Below are 21,383 nucleotides of genomic sequence, written 5' to 3' on the forward strand. Positions count from 1 at the left end.
ATACTAGATAATTTATATTTTATAAATTTGAGGTGGCCATATGAATAATAAAAGTGAACATAACAATCTATTTAACTTAGATCATAAAGCTAATTTTTACTTAATTAATAACTATTATGATGTTTTTGAAAATAATGAATGGAATATGGATGAAATTTTAAGTGTTGATAGTAATTTGTATATTGATGAAAATATTTATGAAAATGAATATAGAATGTTAAATAAAAGATATTCTTTTCCACAAAAAAAAGGTTATAAATTTAAATAAAGTAAATATAGATAGAATGAATAAAGAAATACTTTATCTAGAGTTATAAAGTATTTCTTTATTTGTTTAATAGAAATAATATAATTTATGCTAAAATAATAATTAAGATGTTTATAAGGGAGAGATTTAAAATGAATGAGAATTTAAAATGGGTGAATGAAAAAAAGATAGAAAGAACAATTAAAAATTTAGAAAAAAATAACATGAAAGGATATTTTGCAAAAGATAATGAAGAGCTTCTTGATATAATTGGAAATATTGCAAAAGAAGGGGAAGTCGTTTCTGTTGGTGGTTCAATGACATTGTTTGAAACAAATGTTATTGATTTCTTAAGGAGTGGAAGATATAACTTTTTAGATAGATATAAAGAAAATTTAACTGCTAAAGATTTAAAAGACATATACAGAAGAGCTTTTAGTGCTGATACATATTTTTCTAGTGCTAATGCAATAACTGAGGATGGTGAAATATTTAATGTAGATGGCAATGGAAATAGAGTAGCAGCTATATTATATGGGCCTGATAAGGTGATATTAGTTGTAGGGGTAAATAAAATAGTAAGAAATTTAGATGAAGCTATACTAAGAAATAAAGAAGTATGTGCTCCTGCTAATGGAAAAAGATTTAACACAGCTACTCCTTGTGCCAAAGTAGGTTACTGTATGGACTGTGATAGCAAAGAGAGAATCTGTTGTGAATACACATTTATAAAAAGACAAAAAGTCTCAAATAGAATACATGTTATATTTGTAAATGATTATTTAGGTTTTTAGACTGGAGGACGTATGAAAAAAGTTAAATTTATATATAATCCTAATTCGGGAGAGAGAAAAGTAGCTCATGAATTGGATAAGATAGTTGAAATATATCAGGAAAATAATTATACAGTAGTTCCTTTTAGGCTTTGCAAATCTCAACCAATAAGTAATGCTTTTGAAGATATAAATGAAAATTACGATCACATTTTAATATCTGGAGGGGATGGTACAATTGATTTAATAGTGAATGCTATGAAACAATTGAATATAAATATACCTATTGGAATTTTACCTTCTGGGACAGCTAATGATTTTGCTAAAGCAGTTAACTTATCTTTTGATATAAGAAATTGTATTTATAAGATTATTAAGTCTAAGCCCAAAATGATTGATATAGGAAAAATTAATGACAAATACTTTATAAATGTTGCCAGTGCAGGTATGTTTACTGACGTATCACAAAAAATTAATCCTGAAATTAAAAACTCTATAGGAAAGGTATCATATTATTTAAAAGGTATAGAAGAAGCTTTATATATGAGAAAGTTTTACATTGAAGTAAGTTCAAAAGAAGTAAGCTATAAGGGTGATATGTATCTAATGTTAATTTTTAATGGTAAAACAGCAGGAAATATAAATTTAGCTTATAAAGCAAAAGTAGATGATGGACTATTAGATGTAATAATTGTAAAAAATGTACTATTACCTAATATGCTTCCACTACTTATAAGCATATTGAAAGGTGAGCATCTAGAAAATTATAACGAAGATGAAATTTTATATTTTAAAACTAATAAATTAAAAATAGATTGTAAAGATAATTTAATAACTGATATAGATGGTGAAAAGGGACCTGATTTTCCACTTGAAATTGAATGCATTGAAGAAGGAATTGAGTTATTAGGATATGTATAATAAAACTATACAAAAAAGAAGGCTAAAATAGCCTTCTTTTTTATGTTAATTATAAATTATTTATTTAATTTAAATGAACTCTTAAGTGGAACTATTCTATTAAATACAAGTTTTTCAGGTGTTGTGTATTTTGTATCAACACTATAGAATCCATTTCTAACAAATTGGAATTTGTCTAATGGTTTTGCATCTTTAACTTGTGTAGGTTCTACAAATCCTTGAAGAACTGTTAAAGAGTTTGGATTTATTTGATCTAAGAAATGTTTACCTTCATTTTCTGGAGTATCATCTAAGATTAATGGCTCAAATAATCTAAACTCACATGGAAGAGCAGTTTTAGCATCTACCCAATGTACAGTACCTTTAACTTTACGTCCAGTAAATCCAGAACCACTCTTAGTTTCAGGATCGTAAGTTCCGTGTATTTCTATCACATTTCCATTTTCGTCCTTTATTACATCAGTACATTTTACAAAGTAAGCACCTTTTAAACGAACTTCATTTCCAGGGAAGAATCTACGATATTTAGCTACAGGTTCTTCCATAAAGTCATCTCTTTCTATATAAAGCTCTCTACTAAATGGTATTTCTCTAGTACCAGCAGTTTCATCCTTAGCTATATTTTCTAATTCTATCATTTCACTTTGATTTTCTGGGTAGTTAGTTATAACTAATTTAAGAGGATTGATTACAGCCATAGCAAGTGGAGCTTTTGGTTGTAAATCTTCTCTTAAGAAATGATCAAATAATTGGCTATCTACTTTCGAATCAGCTTTTGATACACCTATTTCTCTGCAGAAATTACGCACAGATTCTGGAGTATATCCTCTTCTTCTTACACCTGATATAGTAGGCATACGAGGGTCATCCCATCCATCAACTACAGCTTCATCAACTAACAATTTAAGTTTTCTTTTACTCATTAATGTATTTGTTAGATTTAATCTAGAAAACTCAATTTGTCTAGGAACTTTTTCCATTTCACATTCTCTAACAACCCAGTCATATAAAGGTCTTTGATCTTCGAATTCTAGTGTACATATAGAGTGTGTAATTCCTTCTATAGCATCTTCTAGTGGATGTGCAAATGAATACATAGGGTATATGCACCATTTATCTCCTGTGTTATGATGAGTAGAATGAGCTATTCTATATATTACAGGATCTCTAAAGTTTATGTTAGGAGAAGACATATCTATCTTAGCTCTTAAAACTTTTTGACCATTTTCGAACTCACCATTTTTCATTCTTTCAAATAAATCTAAGTTTTCTTCTATAGATCTATTTCTATATGGACTCTCTTTTCCTGGCTCAGTTAAGCTTCCACGAGATTCTCTTATTTCATCTTGTGTTAAATCACACACATAGGCTTTTCCTTTTTTTATTAAAAGTACAGCTCTATTATACATTTCATCGAAATAATCAGAAGCAAAATATAGATTATCCCAGTTGAATCCCAACCATTGTACATCTTTTTTAATAGAGTTAACATATTCTTCATCTTCTTTAAGTGGATTTGTATCATCAAATCTCATATTTACTGTACCTTTAAACTCATTTGCTAGTCCAAAGTTTAAGCAAATACTTTTAGCATGACCTATATGTAAATAACCATTTGGCTCTGGTGGAAAACGAGTTACAATATGATCATGTTTTCCAGTTTTTAAATCGTCAACTATTATATTCTTTATGAAATTATTCGAAATTGTTTCGTTTGACATAGTTTGTACCTCTCAATTCATTTTATTAATTATTAATATGTAATAAGTCCTAGCATAATTATATAATACTAATTTTAATTCAATATGAAAAAAAAATAAAGTATATTTATAGATTTTACTAATTAAAAAATACTATATTTAACATTATTATACAAAATTAATATTTTTATTATATATAAATGTAAAAATTGTATTATATTTTACAATACTTAATAAATAATAGTCAATACAATATTGATTTAATAGTTGGCAAATCATTAATTTGAATATTCTATCTTAATTCATACTATCAATTAATTGAATACAGTTTAAATATATGGTACAATGAAGTGTAGAACTTGGGGGTGTGCAATGAAAAAGATATATATTGTGACAACATATACAGGAACATTTTTATCATTTCTGATTAGAAAGATAAGTAAAAGTCCATATGCACATATTTCTTTATCTCTTAATAAAGAATTATCACCAATGTATTCTTTTGGAAGACTCAATCCGAAAACTCCTTTATTTGCAGGATTTGTTGAGGAGAATATTAATGAAGGATTATATGAAATTAAAACCGATGCGTTGTGTAGAGTTTATTCATTGGACGTTAAATATATTGAGTATGAAAAGTTAAGGCAAAATATTGAAAAGGTTAATAATAATAGAAATAGATATAATTATGATATATTAGCATTGATATATTTATCATTTAATAAATCTAGAGAGTCAGAATATAAGTATGTTTGTTCTCATTTTGTAGCTGATATGTTATATAAAAGTGATGTGCACATATTTGATAAATCTCCTTCTTTAGTTAAACCAGAGGATTTCTATAATAATGCTAATCTTCAATTAGAATACGAAGGCCTATTGTGTAACTATAACCTAGAAAATAAAGAAAATATGTTAAAACATGCGACTTGTTAAAAATTACCATATATATTATGGTAATTTTTTGTTTTATAATATATTATTATTTATTATCAATAAACTAAAATTAACAAAAAAAGGTTATAATGATAATAATAGGAATAGTATGAAAGGAGAAAAAATGAAAAGAATATTAAAATCATATGGTATTGCATTAATAATAGTTGCTATTTATGCATTTATTAAATTACCTGTACTTAGATTAGATTTTACATCAGGCTTTACGACTTTAATTTTATTTTTCGTATTAGCAGGAATACTTGATATGATGCTAGATAGAGGCGATCAAACATCAAAGCATGCGAAAAATAATTTTTTAATTGCGGGGATATTATTGGTAGTAATAATTGTAATACCTTTCTTTGTTACAACACCTATATTTAGAGCAAGTTCTTATAGAGAATGATTAGGTGATGTTGAAGAAAGTGTATTTACCGAGGATGTGAGTCCTGTTAGCGTAGATAAGATAAGAATAGTAGATAAAGATATGGCGATGAAGCTTGGAGACAAAAAACTTGGAGAAATACCTGCTATAGGAAGTATATCAAAAGTAGGAGACTATGCAATACAAAGTGTTAAAGGAGAGTTATATTGGGTAGCTCCTCTTGTTCATAGAGATGCTATTAAATGGATTACAAACCTTAACGGTACAAATGGATATATAATGGTATCAGCAACTAATCCACAGGATGTTAGATTAGTACAAAGTTTAGATGGAAAACAAATTAAAATAGTATATCAAGAAGAGGCATACTTCTTACAAGACCTACATAGACATATTTATTTAAATGGTGTTATAAACTATGGTATGACTGAATTTACTTTTGAAATTGATGATAATGGAAGACCTTATTGGGTAGTTAGTTTATATGATCACCAAATAGGATATGGTGGTGCAAATGCAGTAGGTACAGCTGTAGTAGATGCTCAAACTGGAGAGGTTAATGTTTACTCAATCGAAGATACACCTAAGTGGGTAGATAGAATACAACCAGAAAGTTTTGTAGTTGATCAAATAAGAGACTGGGGTCTTTATGTTAATGGATTCCTAAATTCAGTAATATCTGAAGAAGGTGTATTGCTTCCTTCAGAAGGAACTTCTTTGGTATATGGTAATGATGGAAAATCATACTGGTACACTGGAATAACTTCTTCTGGTTCAGAGGAGTCTACTGTTGGATTTATGCTAGTTGATTCTAGAACAAAAGAAGCTAAGTTATATATGCAAACTGGAGCGACTGAAGTGGCAGCTATGTCAACTGCGGAAGGTAAGGTTCAAGAAAAAGAATATCAAGCAACATTTCCAGTTATGTATAATATACTTGGAAAACCAACATATGTTTTAGGCCTAAAGGATAAAGCAGGTTTAGTTAAGATGGTTGCTTTTGTTTCAGTTGAAGATTATAGTATGATAGGCTTAGGAGAAACTAAACAAGAAGCATATAGAAGTTATAAAGAGGTCTTAGAAGCAGAAGGAAATGATATTCAAATTGATAAAAATGAAGAACTACAAACTATAGAAGGTACTATATCAAGAATTAGTCAGGATATAAAAGATGGTGATGCGGCTTATTACTTTACTTTGAGTAATAGTAATGAATTAATATTTACTGCAACTTCAAAAGTTTCAGATGAATTGCCTTTAACTATGGTTGGAGATAAAGTTATAGTTTCTTATGACAAAACAAATTCTAAAGTAATCAGTATATCAGAATTTGATAATAATAACTTAGGAAGTAAAAAATCTGACAATGAGAAAGATAAAAAAGAAAATGAGAAAACTAAAGAAGTAGAGTAGTTACTCATAAAAAAAGGAAGAAAATTTTTTCTTCCTTTTTTTATGAGTAAATTTTATTTTATTTTTTAATATAATAATAGTACAATGTGGCAAATTGACTTCAAGGAGATTGACTATGGTGGGACTAGAAAAAGAAATTCTATATTTAGTTAGTAGAGTAAGATACGTCACAGAAACACAAGTGGGGAAGGTATTTAGTAATAAAAAAAGAAATGGAAAAAGAACTTTAAAAAAAACCTTAAGAAAAATGTGCAACGATTATACCTTAAGAAAAATTCCTTGTAATATAAATTACACAAATTTTAAAGATAATACCTATGTATATTATTTGAATGGATCTTCAGTAATAAAAGGGAAAAACTTAACTAAAATGTTAATAGGATCTGAAATTAATATAAGATTTAACAATTCAGGATACGAAACTATACGTTTTTATAGAAATGCAAAAGTAGGAGATCAAAAATATGATATTTTTATCGAGTATATAAACAATAATAAAGTTCGATTACAAGCTTTAATAGATATAGACTTAGATGGGAATATTAGTACTAGTAAATATGATGACTTGAAAAATGATATAGAAAATTCGACTATACCATTTTTTATGATACCAAAGGTTATTATAATATCATCAGATGAACAAAGGTGTATAGGAAGCAATGAACAAAGTAATATCTATTTTTTAGATACATCTTTGCATAAATTATTTAATTATTTATAAAAATTAATTATATTTATGAAATTTATTGCGTATTAATAGATATTATGCTAATAATATATTATTACCAAAAATTGTTAAATTCAAAAAGCCTAAGGTAGAGGTGCTGTACTTAAGAGTACTTACAGTGAGCTGACAAGCAATGATTTGTAAGGAAAGGAATTATGGCCGAAGTTAGTTTATAGGTATATAAATTAGCTGGACTTATGCAGAATATGTATAAGGCTGTCACTTTAAAACAAAGTGTTGAGCTACAAGGTTTACTATGGTTATGAAAAACGTCCAGAGTATACCTTTGGACGTTTTATTTTGCTTATTTTTTAGGGGGAATATTTATGAGTAGAGTAGTTGTACAAAAATATGGCGGAAGTTCTGTTTCAAGTACTGAGAAGATTAAAAAAATTGCTAATAAGTTAATCGAAAGAAAAAAAATAGATTCTAAAATAGTTGTAGTAGTATCTGCTATGGGGGATACTACAGACGATTATATTAGCATGGCTAAAGATATAACTAAATATCCGGATAAACGAGAACTAGATGTATTAATGTCAACGGGGGAAATGATATCAGCATCACTTTTATCTATGAGTTTGAATTCTTTAGGATGTGAGGCTGTGAGTTATAATGCTTATCAGCTTAATATACAAACAAGTGGTTTACATGGTAAAAGCTATATAAATGATATAGATGTAAGTAAAATAACAGAAAGTTTGGATAGTGGAAAGATAGTTATAGTAACAGGATTTCAAGGGTTAAATGATGAAGGTGATATAACTACTTTAGGTAGAGGTGGGTCTGATACTTCTGCAGTTGCTTTAGCAGTTAAATTAAACGGAAGTTGTGAAATATACACAGATGTGGATGGTATATATTTTACTGATCCTAGAAAATATAAAGAAGCTAAAAAGTTGGAAGAAATTGAGTATGAAGAAATGTTAGAATTAGCAAGCTTAGGCGCTCAAGTGATGCATTCTAGAAGTGTTGAATTGGCACAAAAGTATAATGTGGAATTATATGTAGGATTATCATGTAGTGATATAAAAGGAACTTATATAAGGGGGATTGAGGATATGAAATTAGAAGAAAAGGTGATAACAGGACTTGCAACGTGTGATAATGATGCAGCGATAACTATTGTAGATATTGAAATGAGTAATGTAGCTAAATTATTTGAAAAAATAGCTATAGACGGCATAAGTGTGGATATGATAAGTCAAACGGCTCCAGTTGGAAGTAAAGTAAATGTATCATTTACTATACCAAAGGAGGAGTTAGATCAATGTGAAAAAATTGCAAAACTATTTGTAGATAAAGAACAAATAGTTATAGATGAAGATATAACAAAATTCTCTATAGTAGGATTGGGAATGAAAAATACTAGTGGTGTAGCTTCAAAGGTATTTAAAATACTAAGTGAAAATAAAATTGAAGTGAAATTAATTACTACATCAGAAATTCGTATAACATGTGCAATAAGTTCTAGCTGTAAACAGATAGCAATACAATCGATTGCTAAAGAATTCAATATTTAATTCAGGGGGCGTAAATATGAGATTACATGGAACAATGAAAGTAATAGAAGATACATTATATATAGGAGGGGTAAGCTCACTTGACTTAGTAAAAAAATATTCTACACCATTATATGTATTTGATGAAGAATTAATAAGAAATAACTGTAAGGATTATGTCACAAGTTTTAAAGTAAAAGAAAATAAAAATAAAGTGGCTTATGCAGGGAAGGCATTTTTACCTACATATATGTGTAAACTAATAGACGAAGAAGGATTATATTTAGATGTTGTATCAGGTGGAGAATTATACACTGCTTATAAAGCAGACTTTCCTATGGAAAAAATACTTTTTCATGGAAATAATAAAACATTAGAAGAAATAAAAATGGGAGTAGATTTTGGTGTAGGTGTATTTGTTGTTGATAATTTCTATGAACTAAGCATATTAGAAAAAATATGTGCAGAAAAAAATATAATTCAAAATATATATTTTAGAATTACTCCTGGTATAGAAGCTCATACACATGAATATATAAAAACAGGTCAAATAGATTCTAAATTTGGATTTGCACTAATTAATGGAGATTTTCATGTGGCTATAGAAAATTTAAAAAAACATAAGCATATTAACTTAATAGGGTTGCATGCACATATAGGATCTCAAATATTTCAAGTTGAACCTTTTGAACAAGAAGTAGAAGTTATGCTAGAGTTGGTTAAAGATTTAAAAGATAATCATAATATAGATATTATAGAGTTAGATTTTGGTGGTGGAATAGGTGTATATTATGTGGAAGGTGATGAGCCTAAAACTATCAAAGAATATTGTGAAGCTATAATAAATAAATGTGAAGAAAAATGTAAAGAACTGAAGATAAATGTACCAACTTTAATTATAGAACCAGGAAGATCATTAGTAGCAAATGCAGGAAGTACATTATATTCAATTGGATCTATAAAGGAAATAAAAGATGTAAGAATATATGTAAGCGTTGATGGAGGTATGACAGATAATATAAGACCATCTTTATATCAAGCTGGATATGAGTGTGCTATTGTAAATAAAATGAATAGTACTACTAAAAAACATAATGTAACAATAGCTGGAAAATGCTGTGAAAGTGGAGATATACTAATATCAAATACAGATGTATTGGATATAGAAAGTGGAGATATATTAATTACAACTTCAACAGGTGCATATGGTTATTCTATGGCATCAAACTATAATAAAATTCCTAAAAATCCAGTAGTATTTGTTAACAAAAATGAAGATAGATTAGTATGTAAAAGACAAAGTTATGATGACTTACTATCATTAGAGTTATAATAATAAATATAGAAATTTAAAGCCATTTATTGAATATTATCAATAAATGGCTTTTTAAGTGAGAAAACTAAATTGAGAATTATAATAATATATTAAATATGCAAATATAATTATAGAGATTATTTTAATAGACAAGATTAAACTTTATGGTAAACTATATATAATAAAATAGGGAGGATTTTAATGAAAATAAAATTATTAACAATATTAATATTTATAATACTTACTTTTACTGGTTGTTCTAAATCATCTGAAAGTAATCTTCTAAATGAAGCAAAAGATAAATTAGAAAATTATGAATACAAATCTGCTATGACTATATTATCACAGATAATCAATGAAGATGGTAACAACGATGAAGCTAGAGCAATGTATATACAAGCTAGGAAGATGTTTAATGCACAGCAGTATGAATCAAACAATGATTTTGAAAAGGCTATTAAAGAATTAGAAGATATTGTAGATATAAATAATGGTTCCAAGTTAATAAAAAAAGAAGCTATAAACAAAAAATCTGAGTTAGAAAAGCTACAGGAAGAAAAAGAAAAAAATTTTTAACAAAAAATATAATGACAAAGAATCTTCAAAAGAGCATATTAATAAGATTGAATATGAAATAAAAAACAACTATAAAGAAGAGCGAAAAGAAGAAGAGCCTAAAGACGGAGCTGATTCTAAAGAAAATAATAATGCAGAAAATATATAATAAAAACCTAGTGAAGACACAAATACTCTAGAACAAGGGAATATGAATCAAGGAAATAATATTGAAGAGAATTAAAAATGTTTATATCTGTAAAATAGATATATAAATAATAATTTAGGTAACATATATAATATTGTTACATAATAAAAAGTTTTACAATTTAGTTAAAGATTTTTGGACATTACACAAAATACAACATGATAGGAGGAATCTTTATCGACGTTAATATTAGAGATATAAGGCAAGTTTCAAATAACTTGTGCAAAGAAAATTTAAATACACATATAATTATCACTTTAGTTATAACGGCTATTACAATGAGTTTTGAGGCAATATTCCATATAGGTCATGATTATAGTGTTTATCCTATATCTAAAGAAGCAATATATTTTATGTTTCAACATTTTATAATATCTTATATAATATCTACTAGTATGAGAAACCATGAATATTCTGCTAAAGAAGTATTTAAAGAGTTTTTGTCTAAAATTACTCAGGTAGTACTTACAGGATTGGTTGTTTCTATTTTATCTTTTGGACTTATTTTTATAATAAATCAATTGTCCAAAGTATTAAGTGTATTATTATCTTATTTTGCAGCTTCTTTTGGAATGGAGTATGCAGATAATATTATTGAATTTATAGTTATAACAGGATCTTACTTATTTTCTATAATCGTATATTCCTTAATACCTGTATTATCTGCTTGTATACTATCTAATGACACAGAACACAAATTAAATGCTTTTAGTATTTTTATAGAAAGTGAAATATTAGTAAATAGGAGATTAATAGAATACGTAATATATTTTATAAGTAGTAAACTTATTGTTTTTTCTTTATTATCTTATATTGCAAAATTATATATAGAAAATTCGCCAATTTACTTATTAATAATACTATATCCTATATCAATTATGTTAGAAATATATGCTGAAATATACATATTAAACTTTTTCATGCATATAGGAGATAAGCATGTATATAATATTCCAATTGATACTATTATGAAGTTTAATCATGCTAAGTATGAAATTGATATTTTGTTTAAGAAAAAATTTGGTGAGGTTGGTTTAAAGTCACTATCACTTACTTTAATTTATACGTTAGTATTTATGGTAATAAGAAGTTTTTTATTAGATTCTTTTAAATATAATGATTTGATGCAAGATATAACAAGAGTAATGCTCGATGTTATACAGTTTGGTCTTATACTTAGAGCAATTAATAAGTCTATGAAATATCCAGATTACAATACTAAAGAAATTGTTACTATGAATATAAAAAGTGTCTTATATATCATACCGGTTTCAATATTTGTTGGAATAACATCAGTATTATTTTTCAGACCATTATTAGATTTTTTTAATAAACAATTAATATTATTTGAAAAAATATTAGAATCTCCAGTTTTTATGGTAATAGGAGTGCTGGTTTGGATATTTATAATGTACACTATAGTAATTATCACTGAAATGGTAATTATATCAATATATGGTATTGAAATTTATAGACATGATGAATTAAACCCAATAAAAGAATTAATTAAAAGTAATGAGATGCTAACTGGCAAAAAAGTTAACTTTTTTAAATTTATGGTTGTACATGTCTTTGATATAATTTTATGGATATCAATATTACAATTTTTATCCACTATCATATTACCAGGAGACATAGCAACAGTAGTAGAGTATAGTATATTTATATTAAAAGCCGTGTTTATAGCTAAATCAGCTTTAGGTATTTTAATATTTATGCCTGAAAGCATGGATGATTATATGTCTAATAGCAATTAGTAAAAAAAGAAATCATATTTTATGATTTCTTTTTTTATTTAAGCATATAGATTTTTCCATTGTGATTAATTGATTTTCTACAAAATTATTACTTAAACCTATAAAAATATTGTATCTAATTCATTTCATTATAACATATAAAAAACTTTTCTCTGAAGAGATTTTTAGAATGAACAGTCTCTTAAATATTATAATAAATCTTAGTTAATTATATACTTTTAATATTCATGAGTATTTTACTCATAAATTCTAAAATCATAATTAAATTTTTATAGAAGCACCTAAGAATATATCTAGATAAAAGTTTAAATTAAAATTATTATATATCTTTTCAAGAAGGATTATTTTTATTATTTAGGAAATAATAACTTATGTAATTATGGTTATATAAAAAGTTTACAATAATAATATTAAGTATCATTTAAATAAGACTAAAGACAGCGGAGGTATATTATATGAAATCTAGAAAAATTTTAATATTATTTATGACATTTATTGTGGGAGTATCTTCATTTACTGGATGTTCTAGAAAAACAAATCAAGAAGCAACAAATAATAATTATACTATAGCTATGATTACTGATGTTGCAGGTGTTAATGATCACTCATTTAACCAATCTGCATGGGAGGGTCTTCAAAAAGCTAAAAAAGACTTAGGGGTGAATATAAAATATCTAGAATCAAAACAAGATGCAGATTACACTACAAACGTTGAAACATTAGTTGATGAAGAGGTAGATTTGATATTAGGTGTTGGTTCGAAGTTAGCTCCAACTATAGAACAAGCAGCAAAAGATTATCCTGAACAAAAATTTATAATTGTTGATGAGACTTTTGAAGAAGTACCATCAAATGTTGAATCCGTATTATTTAATGCGGAACAATCTGCATTTTTGGTAGGTCTAATAGCTGGAAAAGTAACAAAAACAAATAATGTTGGATTTATTGGTGGAATGAAACTAGCCGTTATAGATACATTTAAATATGGATATATGGCAGGTGTTAAAACAGCAAATTCTGCATGTGAAATTCAAACTCAATATGCAAATTCATTCACCGACCAAGCTAAAGGAAAAGCAATTGCAACACAAATGATGTCGAATGGAGCAGATACAATATTTATAGCTGGAGGAGATGTTGGTACTGGAGCTATAGAAGCAGTTAAAGAAGCAGGAAAATATGCTATAGGTGTTGATAGAGACCAAAGCGATTTAGCTCCTGATAATGTGTTAACTTCTGCAATAAAAAGAGTAGATGTAGGAGTGTATGAATCTGTAAAAGATTTTATAGAAGGAAAATTTGAGGGTGGATCTACAACTATTTATGGATTAGGAGAAGAAGCTGTTGGAATACCAGATACAACTTCAAAATTAGTTTCACAGGATATAATAAACTATGTAAATAGTGAAAAGAAAAAACTAGAAAATGATGAAATAAAGGTACCAAAAACTGAAGAAGGATATAATGAATTTTTAAAGACTTTAAACAAATAATGTCTATATTAGCCTTATTAAGATTATATTTTATCTTGATGAGGCTTTTATTTTCTACAATATAAATTAACAACAAACTGAAAACTATATATACATAATCATATTTTTATTTTATTTTGATATATGGTAAAATGAACTTTATTAATTAAGTTTTAAAGGAGGATGAAAATGACCCAATTTATAAGTAAAGAAAAGATATTTGCAAATGCAACCCAATTAACAGAAATATTATTAGTAAGTTCAAATTATGAAGATTTTCATCAAAAACTAGTAAGTAGTAATTTAGATTATAAAGAAAGCAAAACATATGAGTTAGCTACAAGTGGATTTATTGATTTTAATCACCACTTATATGAAGATATAAATCATATGAATTCTATCAGCACAGGTTTATATTTGGAAAGATCTTTAGTTACTTTTAGAATATTCATATGGTCTTCTGTTGGAGAAGGTTTTGAAATATTTAAGCATGTACTTAGAGGAGTGGAAATAAATAATTTAAAAACTATAGAAGATATTAGAGAATATATTTTTAAATGTGTAAACGAGCTTGAGCAAGGGATAGTAAAAACCTATAATATGAGTTTAGAAAAATCTTTTGAACAATTTGGAAAAGGAATAGAAAATAAAAAATTACCTTTACCTAGTATATTAAGTTGTATAACTATAGAAAATAATTTACAAGATTTTAGATAATAATATTTATTAAAAAATAGATAAAAATTAAAATCTTTATAAAGAAAGGGAATTTATATACCTTTCTTTTTTGTTAAATAAGGATACATATACATTGACAATAATTAAAATTAAATATAAGATAAAGTAACTAATTTTAGAAAATAACAAAAATAAAATAATAGATTTAGAGGAAAAAAATGAGAAATATAAAAATGATAGTACAATACGATGGTAGTAATTTTAAAGGATTTCAAAGATTAAAAGATAATGATAATACAATACAAGGAAAAATAGAAGATGTTTTATGCAAACTTACTAATGAAAAAATTGAAATAATAGGTTCTGGAAGAACAGATATGGGTGTACACGCCATAGGGCAAACTGTAAATTTTAAAACTAATTCGAAAGAATCAGTTGAAAGGATTCAAAAATATCTTTATAATTATTTACCTGAGTCAATAGTAATAAAAAGTATTGAGGAAGTAAATGATAGATTTCATTCTAGATATAATGCAAAATCAAAGACATATTTATATAAAATAGATAATAATAAATTCCATAATCCTTTTAATAGAAAATACTCTTATCATATAGATAAGTTATTAAATTTAGAACTTATGAAAGAAGGAAGTAAGTATTTAATAGGAGAACATGATTTTTCAAGCTTTGCATCATCGAGATCAAAGAAAAAAAGTCATGTAAGAACAATTCAATCAATTAGTATTCAACAGGAAAATGATTTAATAGAAATTTATGTTCAAGGTGATGGTTTCTTGTATAATATGGTTAGAATTATAGTAGGAACTTTGGTAGATGTAGGATTAGGGAAAATAAGTCCGGAAGAAGTAAAAACTATATTAGAAGCTAAAGATAGAAAAATTGCTTGTGATACTGCACCAGCTAAAGGATTATTTTTATATAAAGTTCAGTATTAATTTTAAAATTATAGAGGAATATAATTTATCTCTATTAACTTAAAAATATTAAAAAAATATTTGATTGCTTGACAAAATAATAGTTTTAAACTACTATTTAAACATATTTAATTAAATACTATAAATTCTATGAAAAAGAAAAGTAACTTAAGGATGTTTTATAGAGAGTTGGGGATGGTGGAAGCCTGATGAATAGATTTAAGTGAATAGAGCTTTTGAGAAGATTTTGGGAAATTTAAGTATCTTAATCGGTGGCCTTGCCTTAAAAGGAAGAGTGAATAAGTTTAACTTATTAATTAGAGTGGTAACGCGGATAATATTCGTCTCTTGGTAATTCCAAGAGGCGTTTTTTATTACTTAAAAATAGTTTGATTATAAAAAGGGGGATTAAAAAATGAAAGAAAAAGTTATTTTAGCATACTCAGGAGGACTTGATACATCAATAATAATACCATGGTTAAAAGAAAATTATGATATAGATGTAATAGCAGTTTGTGCAAATGTAGGTCAAGATGATGATATGGAACAAATACATGAAAAAGCAATAGCTAGTGGAGCTATAAAAGCATATTGTGAAGATTTAAAAGAAGAATTTATAACTACTACAATATATGCAGCAATAAAATCTGAAGCTAAATATGAAGGAAGATATTTACTTGGAACTGCTCTTGCAAGACCTATAATAGCAAAGAAATTAGTTGATATAGCTCATAAAGAAGGTGCTAAATATATTTGTCATGGATGTACAGGAAAAGGAAATGATCAAGTAAGATTTGAAGGAACAATAGCTGCTTTAGATCCAGATATAAAAGTTATAGCTCCATGGAGAATGTGGGATATTAAATCAAGAGAAGATGCTATTGATTATGCTAATGAGCATAATATTCCAGTTGTAGCAACTAAGAAAAAAATATATTCAGTAGATGATAACTTATTCCATGTTTCTACTGAAGGTGGAGATATAGAATCTCTAGAAAATGAACATAAAAAAGATATTTACAAAAAAACTATGGATCCTTTAGATGCATGTAATACTCCAGAATATGTAAATATTTACTTTGAGCAAGGAATACCTAAAAAAGTTAATGATGAAGAATTGTCACCTGTTGAGTTATTAGAAAAATTAGATAAATTGGGATGTAAACATGGTATAGGTATAGTAGAAATATTAGAAAATAGACTAGTGGGAATGAAATCAAGAGGTATATATGAGACTCCAGGAGGGGAAATATTATATGCAGCTCATAATTTTTTAGAAAGTGCTACATTAGATAAAGATTCTCTTCATTTAAAACAAAAATTATCATTAGAATATGCTGATTTAATTTATAATGGTAAATGGTATTCAAAAGCATGTAAATCAATAAGTGCATTTATGGATGAAACTCAAAAAAATGTGACTGGTAGTGTTAAATTAAGATTATATAAAGGTAATATAAAGCCTGCTGGTATATTTACAGATAATGCCTTATACGATGAAAGTATCTCGTCATTTGGAGATAGCGAGTTATATGATCATAAGGATGCTGAAGGATTTATAAATTTATTTACTCTTCCATTAAAAATAAATGCAATGAAAGTAAATAAGTTAAAGTAAAATATTTAAATTATATAGGAGTAAGCTCATAATATTATGTGTTTACTCTTTTTATATTTTAAGAAATTATAAATTATATTAATTATGGATAATTTATAATCCAAACTGATAAATTTGAGCAACAGGCAAAGCCCTTGGTGATATGAAGTGGAGCGCTCAGGCAATGGTTCAAGCGAAGTAAATTTTTTTTATTTACTATTGATAATTTAGAATTTAATAAGAATAAGAGTTATTATATATATAGTAATACTAATTAAAATAGAATAAAATTAAAGCTTTATAATAAAAATACATATATATATAGAAAAATTATCTTGTAGAAATTTGATACATATATTAGTATTTACTATGGACACAATTAAAATTGAAATATTCAATAGTGAAAAGGAGAACAAATGAGAATTAATAAATATATAGCATCATGTGGAGTAGCATCTAGAAGAAAAGCAGAAGAACTTATTTTAGATAAAAAAGTTAGAGTAAATGGCAATATAATAGAAGAATTATCTTATCAAGTTGATGAAAATAAAGATATAGTAGAAGTTGATAATATAAAAATTACTTTAGATGAAAGAATGGTATACTTACTATTAAATAAGCCAGAAGGATATATAACAACTGTTAAAGATCAATTTGATAGACCTAGTGTGCTTGATTTACTAAGTGATGTCAAAGAAAGAGTATTTCCTGTAGGTAGACTTGACTATGAAACAAGTGGGCTTTTATTACTAACTAATGATGGAGATTTGACATATAAATTAACACACCCTAAACATGAAATAGATAAAACTTATGTGGCTAAAGTAAAAGGAATTTTAATTGAAGATGAAATTAAAAACTTTAGAGAGGGCTTATACATAGAGAATTACAAAACTGCGCCTGCTAAGTTAAAAGTATTAGATTCAGATAAAGTAAAAAATATATCTACTTTAGAAATAAAAATACATGAAGGTAAAAATAGACAAGTTAGAAAAATGTGTAAAGCTATTAATCATCCTGTTTTAAGATTAAAAAGAGTAGCTATGGGTAAAATTAGTTTAAAAAATTGTAAAATAGGTGAATACAGGTATCTAACAGAAGATGAAGTCAAATACTTAAAAAATATTTAGAGGTGTAAAATGTTAAGAGCAAAATATATAAATAAAATTACAGAAGTAAATAAACTTTTTTTAGACAAAATTATAAATAAAGATGATATTGTAATAGATGCAACTATGGGAAATGGATATGATACTATTTATCTTAGTAGATTAGTAGGAGAAAATGGAAAGGTATATGCTTTTGATGTTCAGGAAGAGGCTTTAAAATCAACTAGAAAAAAAATTGAAAAAGAAAATATGAATAATAGAGTAGAACTTATACTTGATGGCCATGAAAACTTAGATATATATGTTAAAGATCAAGTAGCTTGTGTAGTTTTTAACTTAGGTTATTTACCCAGAGCAAAGCATCAAATAATAACTAAGCCAGATACAACTTTAGAAGCTATTAAGAAGAGTTTAAATTTATTAAAGCCTAACGGAGTTATTAGTATTGCAATATATACTGGACATGAAGGTGGAATGGAAGAAAAAAATTATATAAGTGAATATTTAAATCATTTAGATCAAAATGAATTTAATGTTTTACATATGGAGTTTACTAATCAAATAAATAATCCACCAGAATTAATTTTAATCGAAAAAAAAGGATAGAAGTATTATAATTTAAAAAAATTCTAACAATTTTAATTATCTTATTGATAAATAGTGTTATAATAAAATTGCTAGAATTAGCAATTCTAACAATTATGATATGTTTTTTACGAAGAAGAGGAGCAGATTATGGAATTAAAGAATAATGTGAATGATAGTAAACAATTAATTTCAATTATACAAGCACGTTACTCGAAAATGAGTAAAGGTCAAAAGCTAATAGCACAATATATTATAAAAAATTACGATAAAGTTGCTTTTATGACTGCAAGTAAATTAGGGGAAACTGTAGGTGTTAGTGAATCAACAGTAGTTAGATTTGCAAATGCACTAGGTTATTCAGGATACCCTAAACTACAAGATGCATTACAAGAGCTTATAAAAAATAAACTTACTACTGTACAAAGGGTTGAAATGTCTAATCAAGATTATTCTGATGATGCTACAATTCTTAGTAAGGTTTTAAAAAGTGATATAGATAATATTAGAGGTACATTAGAAGAAATTGATCCTAAAACATTTAAAGATGCCTCTGAAGAGATTTTAAAAGCTAGAAAAATATACATACTAGGTATGAGGAGTTCTTATGTTATAGCACAGTACTTAGGCTTTTATTTAGATTTAATTTTAGATAACGTACATATAATAAGAATGGATATGGGAGATGTATTTGAGCAAATAGTCCGTATAAACGAAGAAGATGTAGTTATAGCATTTAGTTTCCCTAGATATTCAAAAAAATCATATCAAGTTGTTGATTATGCAAAAAGTAAAGGAGCTCATATAATTTCTATAACGGATAGTTATTTTGCTCCTGTTGCATGTTTATCTGATAATACTTTACTTGTTAAGAGTAATATGGCATCTTTTGTAGACTCGTTAGTACCAGCAATGACTATAGCTAATGCTTTAGCCATATCAGTTGGTATGAAAGAGAAGGAAGAAATTAAAAAATATTTCGATGACTTAGAACAAATTTGGGAAGAATATTCTATTTACGAATAACTTAAAAAAACATTGACAAATAAAATAAAAATAAATATCATTAATAATAACTAGTTAATATATTAAATTCTATGATAAAGAGAGTAGGTTAAATTAAGTTTATAGAGAGCTGGGAATGGTGGAAGCCTGGTATCGAGATTTAAGCTGAAAAGAGCTTTGGAGAAGATTATTTGAAATTAAGTATGATAATCGGTTTTCCGCCTTAAGGATTTGAGTGGTTAAGATTATCTTAGCAATTAGAGTGGTAACACGGTATATATCGTCTCTTGGTTTTAAAACCAAGAGACTTTTTTAATTGTGAAATTTAATTTTAGCAATTAGAGTGGTACCGCGAGTTTTCGCCTCTTAGTAATATTACTAAGGGGCTTTTTGATTGCTTTAAAATAAAAAGGGGGTAATTATATGAAAAAAATAAGTTTAAAGGGAAGAAGTTTTTTAACATTAAAGGATTTTACAAAAGACGAAATCAAATATCTTTTAGCATTGTCAAGTTATTTAAAAACGAAGAAGAAAGTAGGAATAAAGGGGAACTTGCTAGAAGGTAAAAATATCGTATTAATATTTGAAAAAAACTCAACAAGAACAAGATGCTCTTTTGAAATTGCTGCAAATGATGAGGGAGCATATACTACATTTATAGGACCAGCAGATTCTCATATAGGTAAAAAAGAGTCTATAGAAGACACAGCAAAAGTTTTAGGAAGATATTATGATGGTATAGAATTTAGAGGCTTTAAGCAAGAAACTGTTGAAATATTAGCAAAATACTCGGGTGTTCCAGTATGGAATGGACTTACAGATACTTACCATCCAACACAAGTTTTAGCGGATTTACTTACAGTTACAGAATATGTAGACAAATCTTTTGATAAAATAAAATTTGTATATGTAGGGGATGCAAGAAATAATATGGGAAATTCTCTTATGATAGGATGTGCTAAATTAGGTATAAACTTTGTTTCTTTAGCTCCAAAAGAATTATGGCCAGATAGAGAACTTTTAGATGAAATGGAAGAAGTAGCTAAAAAATCAAACGGTAGTATTACTTTAACAGAAAATATACATGATGTAAAAGGTGCAGATGTAATTTATACAGATGTATGGGTATCTATGGGTGAAGAAAATCAGTATGGAGAAAAAATTAAATTATTAAAAGATTATCAAGTTAATATGGAAATGATAAAGAAAACAAAAAATGATGATGTGATTTTTTTACACTGCTTACCTTCATTTCACGATTTAAATACTAAAGTAGGTCAGGATATTTATGAAAAATTTGGATTAAAAGAACTTGAAGTTACAGATGAAGTATTTAGATCTAAATACTCAAAAGTATTTTATGAGGCTGAGAATAGAATGCATTGTATTAAAGCTGTTATGGTAGCGACTTTAGTAGATGTTGATATGAGCGTAAAACATAATTAAATATAAGTTATGAAAAAAGGATTAATCTATTATTAATCCTTTTTTTGTTTATGAGAAAACTATATTGCTTAGGTATTTGTAGGTTATCTACGAAGTAAATGAATATCAACAAAT

20 protein-coding genes, 1 riboswitch and 2 other annotated features are annotated in these 21,383 nt (G+C 26.7%); of the genes, 19 read left to right on the forward strand and 1 reads right to left on the reverse strand.

Annotated features, from left to right (window positions below; all coding sequences use genetic code 11):
- Window positions 1-40: 40 nt before the first annotated feature.
- From J7G74_RS14370 to J7G74_RS14380, 3 genes are all read left to right on the forward strand, one after another.
- Window positions 41-268, forward strand: coding sequence for a hypothetical protein (locus tag J7G74_RS14370; protein WP_297136585.1), 228 nt, complete (start codon window positions 41-43; stop codon window positions 266-268).
- Between the two features lie 131 nt (window positions 269-399).
- On the forward strand, window positions 400-1,041 hold the full coding sequence (locus J7G74_RS14375; RefSeq protein WP_297136586.1) for a lactate utilization protein: 642 nt from the start codon (window positions 400-402) through the stop codon (window positions 1,039-1,041).
- A 12-nt stretch (window positions 1,042-1,053) separates the two neighbouring features.
- Window positions 1,054-1,941 (forward strand): YegS/Rv2252/BmrU family lipid kinase, encoded by an 888-nt coding sequence (locus tag J7G74_RS14380; protein WP_297136587.1) that lies wholly within the window; start codon window positions 1,054-1,056, stop codon window positions 1,939-1,941.
- A 56-nt stretch (window positions 1,942-1,997) separates the two neighbouring features.
- Here the strand turns inward: J7G74_RS14380 and J7G74_RS14385 are convergent, their stop codons facing one another.
- Window positions 1,998-3,662, reverse strand: a complete 1,665-nt coding sequence (locus J7G74_RS14385; protein WP_297136590.1) for a glutamine--tRNA ligase/YqeY domain fusion protein — start codon at window positions 3,660-3,662, stop codon at window positions 1,998-2,000.
- Between the two features lie 351 nt (window positions 3,663-4,013).
- Between J7G74_RS14385 and J7G74_RS14390 the strand changes: the two genes are divergently transcribed.
- The 16 genes from J7G74_RS14390 (at window position 4,014) to argF (ending at window position 21,269) form a co-directional block, all read left to right on the forward strand.
- Entirely contained in the window at window positions 4,014-4,577 is a 564-nt protein-coding gene (locus J7G74_RS14390) for a hypothetical protein (protein WP_297136592.1), read from the forward strand.
- 124 nt (window positions 4,578-4,701) lie between these two features.
- On the forward strand, window positions 4,702-4,986 hold the full coding sequence (locus J7G74_RS14395) for a hypothetical protein (RefSeq protein WP_297136594.1): 285 nt from the start codon (window positions 4,702-4,704) through the stop codon (window positions 4,984-4,986).
- A 36-nt stretch (window positions 4,987-5,022) separates the two neighbouring features.
- The gene (locus J7G74_RS14400; protein WP_297136595.1) at window positions 5,023-6,378 is read left to right on the forward strand and encodes a hypothetical protein; all 1,356 of its coding nucleotides are present in this window, start codon (window positions 5,023-5,025) and stop codon (window positions 6,376-6,378) included.
- A gap of 115 nt (window positions 6,379-6,493) precedes the next feature.
- The gene (locus tag J7G74_RS14405; protein WP_297136598.1) at window positions 6,494-7,099 is read left to right on the forward strand and encodes a hypothetical protein; all 606 of its coding nucleotides are present in this window, start codon (window positions 6,494-6,496) and stop codon (window positions 7,097-7,099) included.
- A gap of 87 nt (window positions 7,100-7,186) precedes the next feature.
- Window positions 7,187-7,358: riboswitch (Lysine riboswitch) on the forward strand.
- 73 nt (window positions 7,359-7,431) lie between these two features.
- Window positions 7,432-8,628 (forward strand): aspartate kinase, encoded by a 1,197-nt coding sequence (locus J7G74_RS14410; protein WP_297136599.1) that lies wholly within the window; start codon window positions 7,432-7,434, stop codon window positions 8,626-8,628.
- A 16-nt stretch (window positions 8,629-8,644) separates the two neighbouring features.
- On the forward strand, window positions 8,645-9,940 hold the full coding sequence (lysA, locus tag J7G74_RS14415) for a diaminopimelate decarboxylase (RefSeq protein ID WP_297136601.1): 1,296 nt from the start codon (window positions 8,645-8,647) through the stop codon (window positions 9,938-9,940).
- 183 nt (window positions 9,941-10,123) lie between these two features.
- Window positions 10,124-10,498 carry a hypothetical protein gene (locus tag J7G74_RS14420; RefSeq protein ID WP_297136603.1) on the forward strand — a complete coding sequence of 125 codons (375 nt, stop codon included), beginning with the start codon at window positions 10,124-10,126 and terminating at the stop codon, window positions 10,496-10,498.
- A gap of 345 nt (window positions 10,499-10,843) precedes the next feature.
- Entirely contained in the window at window positions 10,844-12,442 is a 1,599-nt protein-coding gene (locus J7G74_RS14425; protein ID WP_297136605.1) for a hypothetical protein, read from the forward strand.
- A 455-nt stretch (window positions 12,443-12,897) separates the two neighbouring features.
- Complete coding sequence (locus J7G74_RS14430; RefSeq protein WP_297136606.1) at window positions 12,898-13,935, forward strand: BMP family lipoprotein; 1,038 nt, start codon at window positions 12,898-12,900, stop codon at window positions 13,933-13,935.
- Between the two features lie 168 nt (window positions 13,936-14,103).
- The gene (locus tag J7G74_RS14435) at window positions 14,104-14,631 is read left to right on the forward strand and encodes a hypothetical protein (RefSeq protein WP_297136609.1); all 528 of its coding nucleotides are present in this window, start codon (window positions 14,104-14,106) and stop codon (window positions 14,629-14,631) included.
- 179 nt (window positions 14,632-14,810) lie between these two features.
- Complete coding sequence (gene truA / locus J7G74_RS14440) at window positions 14,811-15,548, forward strand: tRNA pseudouridine(38-40) synthase TruA (RefSeq protein WP_297136611.1); 738 nt, start codon at window positions 14,811-14,813, stop codon at window positions 15,546-15,548.
- A 120-nt stretch (window positions 15,549-15,668) separates the two neighbouring features.
- Window positions 15,669-15,879: a binding site (T-box leader), on the forward strand.
- Between the two features lie 63 nt (window positions 15,880-15,942).
- Window positions 15,943-17,145, forward strand: coding sequence for an argininosuccinate synthase (locus tag J7G74_RS14445; protein ID WP_297136613.1), 1,203 nt, complete (start codon window positions 15,943-15,945; stop codon window positions 17,143-17,145).
- Between the two features lie 395 nt (window positions 17,146-17,540).
- Window positions 17,541-18,254 carry a pseudouridine synthase gene (locus J7G74_RS14450; protein WP_297136614.1) on the forward strand — a complete coding sequence of 238 codons (714 nt, stop codon included), beginning with the start codon at window positions 17,541-17,543 and terminating at the stop codon, window positions 18,252-18,254.
- A 9-nt stretch (window positions 18,255-18,263) separates the two neighbouring features.
- Window positions 18,264-18,839: a class I SAM-dependent methyltransferase gene (locus J7G74_RS14455; protein WP_297136616.1), complete on the forward strand. Its 576-nt coding sequence runs from the start codon at window positions 18,264-18,266 to the stop codon at window positions 18,837-18,839.
- Between the two features lie 129 nt (window positions 18,840-18,968).
- On the forward strand, window positions 18,969-19,844 hold the full coding sequence (locus tag J7G74_RS14460) for a MurR/RpiR family transcriptional regulator (protein WP_297136617.1): 876 nt from the start codon (window positions 18,969-18,971) through the stop codon (window positions 19,842-19,844).
- A 62-nt stretch (window positions 19,845-19,906) separates the two neighbouring features.
- Window positions 19,907-20,114, forward strand: a binding site (T-box leader).
- A gap of 132 nt (window positions 20,115-20,246) precedes the next feature.
- Window positions 20,247-21,269: an ornithine carbamoyltransferase gene (gene argF, locus J7G74_RS14465; RefSeq protein ID WP_297136619.1), complete on the forward strand. Its 1,023-nt coding sequence runs from the start codon at window positions 20,247-20,249 to the stop codon at window positions 21,267-21,269.
- Window positions 21,270-21,383 lie beyond the last annotated feature (114 nt).

This window comes from Terrisporobacter sp. (assembly GCF_017888745.1).
GTDB lineage: Bacteria > Bacillota > Clostridia > Peptostreptococcales > Peptostreptococcaceae > Terrisporobacter.

What these genes read in the sequence shown, in the direction of transcription:
- J7G74_RS14405 (WP_297136598.1), top strand. Translation starts at nt 6,494, where the DNA reads ATGGTGGGACTAGAAAAAGAAATTCTATATTTAGTTAGTAGAGTAAGA.
- J7G74_RS14385 (WP_297136590.1), bottom strand. Translation starts at nt 3,662, where the DNA reads ATGTCAAACGAAACAATTTCGAATAATTTCATAAAGAATATAATAGTT.
- lysA (WP_297136601.1), top strand. Translation starts at nt 8,645, where the DNA reads ATGAGATTACATGGAACAATGAAAGTAATAGAAGATACATTATATATA.
- J7G74_RS14445 (WP_297136613.1), top strand. Translation starts at nt 15,943, where the DNA reads ATGAAAGAAAAAGTTATTTTAGCATACTCAGGAGGACTTGATACATCA.
- J7G74_RS14380 (WP_297136587.1), top strand. Translation starts at nt 1,054, where the DNA reads ATGAAAAAAGTTAAATTTATATATAATCCTAATTCGGGAGAGAGAAAA.
- J7G74_RS14435 (WP_297136609.1), top strand. Translation starts at nt 14,104, where the DNA reads ATGACCCAATTTATAAGTAAAGAAAAGATATTTGCAAATGCAACCCAA.
- J7G74_RS14370 (WP_297136585.1), top strand. Translation starts at nt 41, where the DNA reads ATGAATAATAAAAGTGAACATAACAATCTATTTAACTTAGATCATAAA.
- J7G74_RS14410 (WP_297136599.1), top strand. Translation starts at nt 7,432, where the DNA reads ATGAGTAGAGTAGTTGTACAAAAATATGGCGGAAGTTCTGTTTCAAGT.
- J7G74_RS14425 (WP_297136605.1), top strand. Translation starts at nt 10,844, where the DNA reads ATGATAGGAGGAATCTTTATCGACGTTAATATTAGAGATATAAGGCAA.
- J7G74_RS14395 (WP_297136594.1), top strand. Translation starts at nt 4,702, where the DNA reads ATGAAAAGAATATTAAAATCATATGGTATTGCATTAATAATAGTTGCT.
- J7G74_RS14455 (WP_297136616.1), top strand. Translation starts at nt 18,264, where the DNA reads ATGTTAAGAGCAAAATATATAAATAAAATTACAGAAGTAAATAAACTT.
- truA (WP_297136611.1), top strand. Translation starts at nt 14,811, where the DNA reads ATGAGAAATATAAAAATGATAGTACAATACGATGGTAGTAATTTTAAA.
- J7G74_RS14420 (WP_297136603.1), top strand. Translation starts at nt 10,124, where the DNA reads ATGAAAATAAAATTATTAACAATATTAATATTTATAATACTTACTTTT.
- J7G74_RS14450 (WP_297136614.1), top strand. Translation starts at nt 17,541, where the DNA reads ATGAGAATTAATAAATATATAGCATCATGTGGAGTAGCATCTAGAAGA.
- J7G74_RS14460 (WP_297136617.1), top strand. Translation starts at nt 18,969, where the DNA reads ATGGAATTAAAGAATAATGTGAATGATAGTAAACAATTAATTTCAATT.
- J7G74_RS14430 (WP_297136606.1), top strand. Translation starts at nt 12,898, where the DNA reads ATGAAATCTAGAAAAATTTTAATATTATTTATGACATTTATTGTGGGA.
- argF (WP_297136619.1), top strand. Translation starts at nt 20,247, where the DNA reads ATGAAAAAAATAAGTTTAAAGGGAAGAAGTTTTTTAACATTAAAGGAT.
- J7G74_RS14390 (WP_297136592.1), top strand. Translation starts at nt 4,014, where the DNA reads ATGAAAAAGATATATATTGTGACAACATATACAGGAACATTTTTATCA.
- J7G74_RS14375 (WP_297136586.1), top strand. Translation starts at nt 400, where the DNA reads ATGAATGAGAATTTAAAATGGGTGAATGAAAAAAAGATAGAAAGAACA.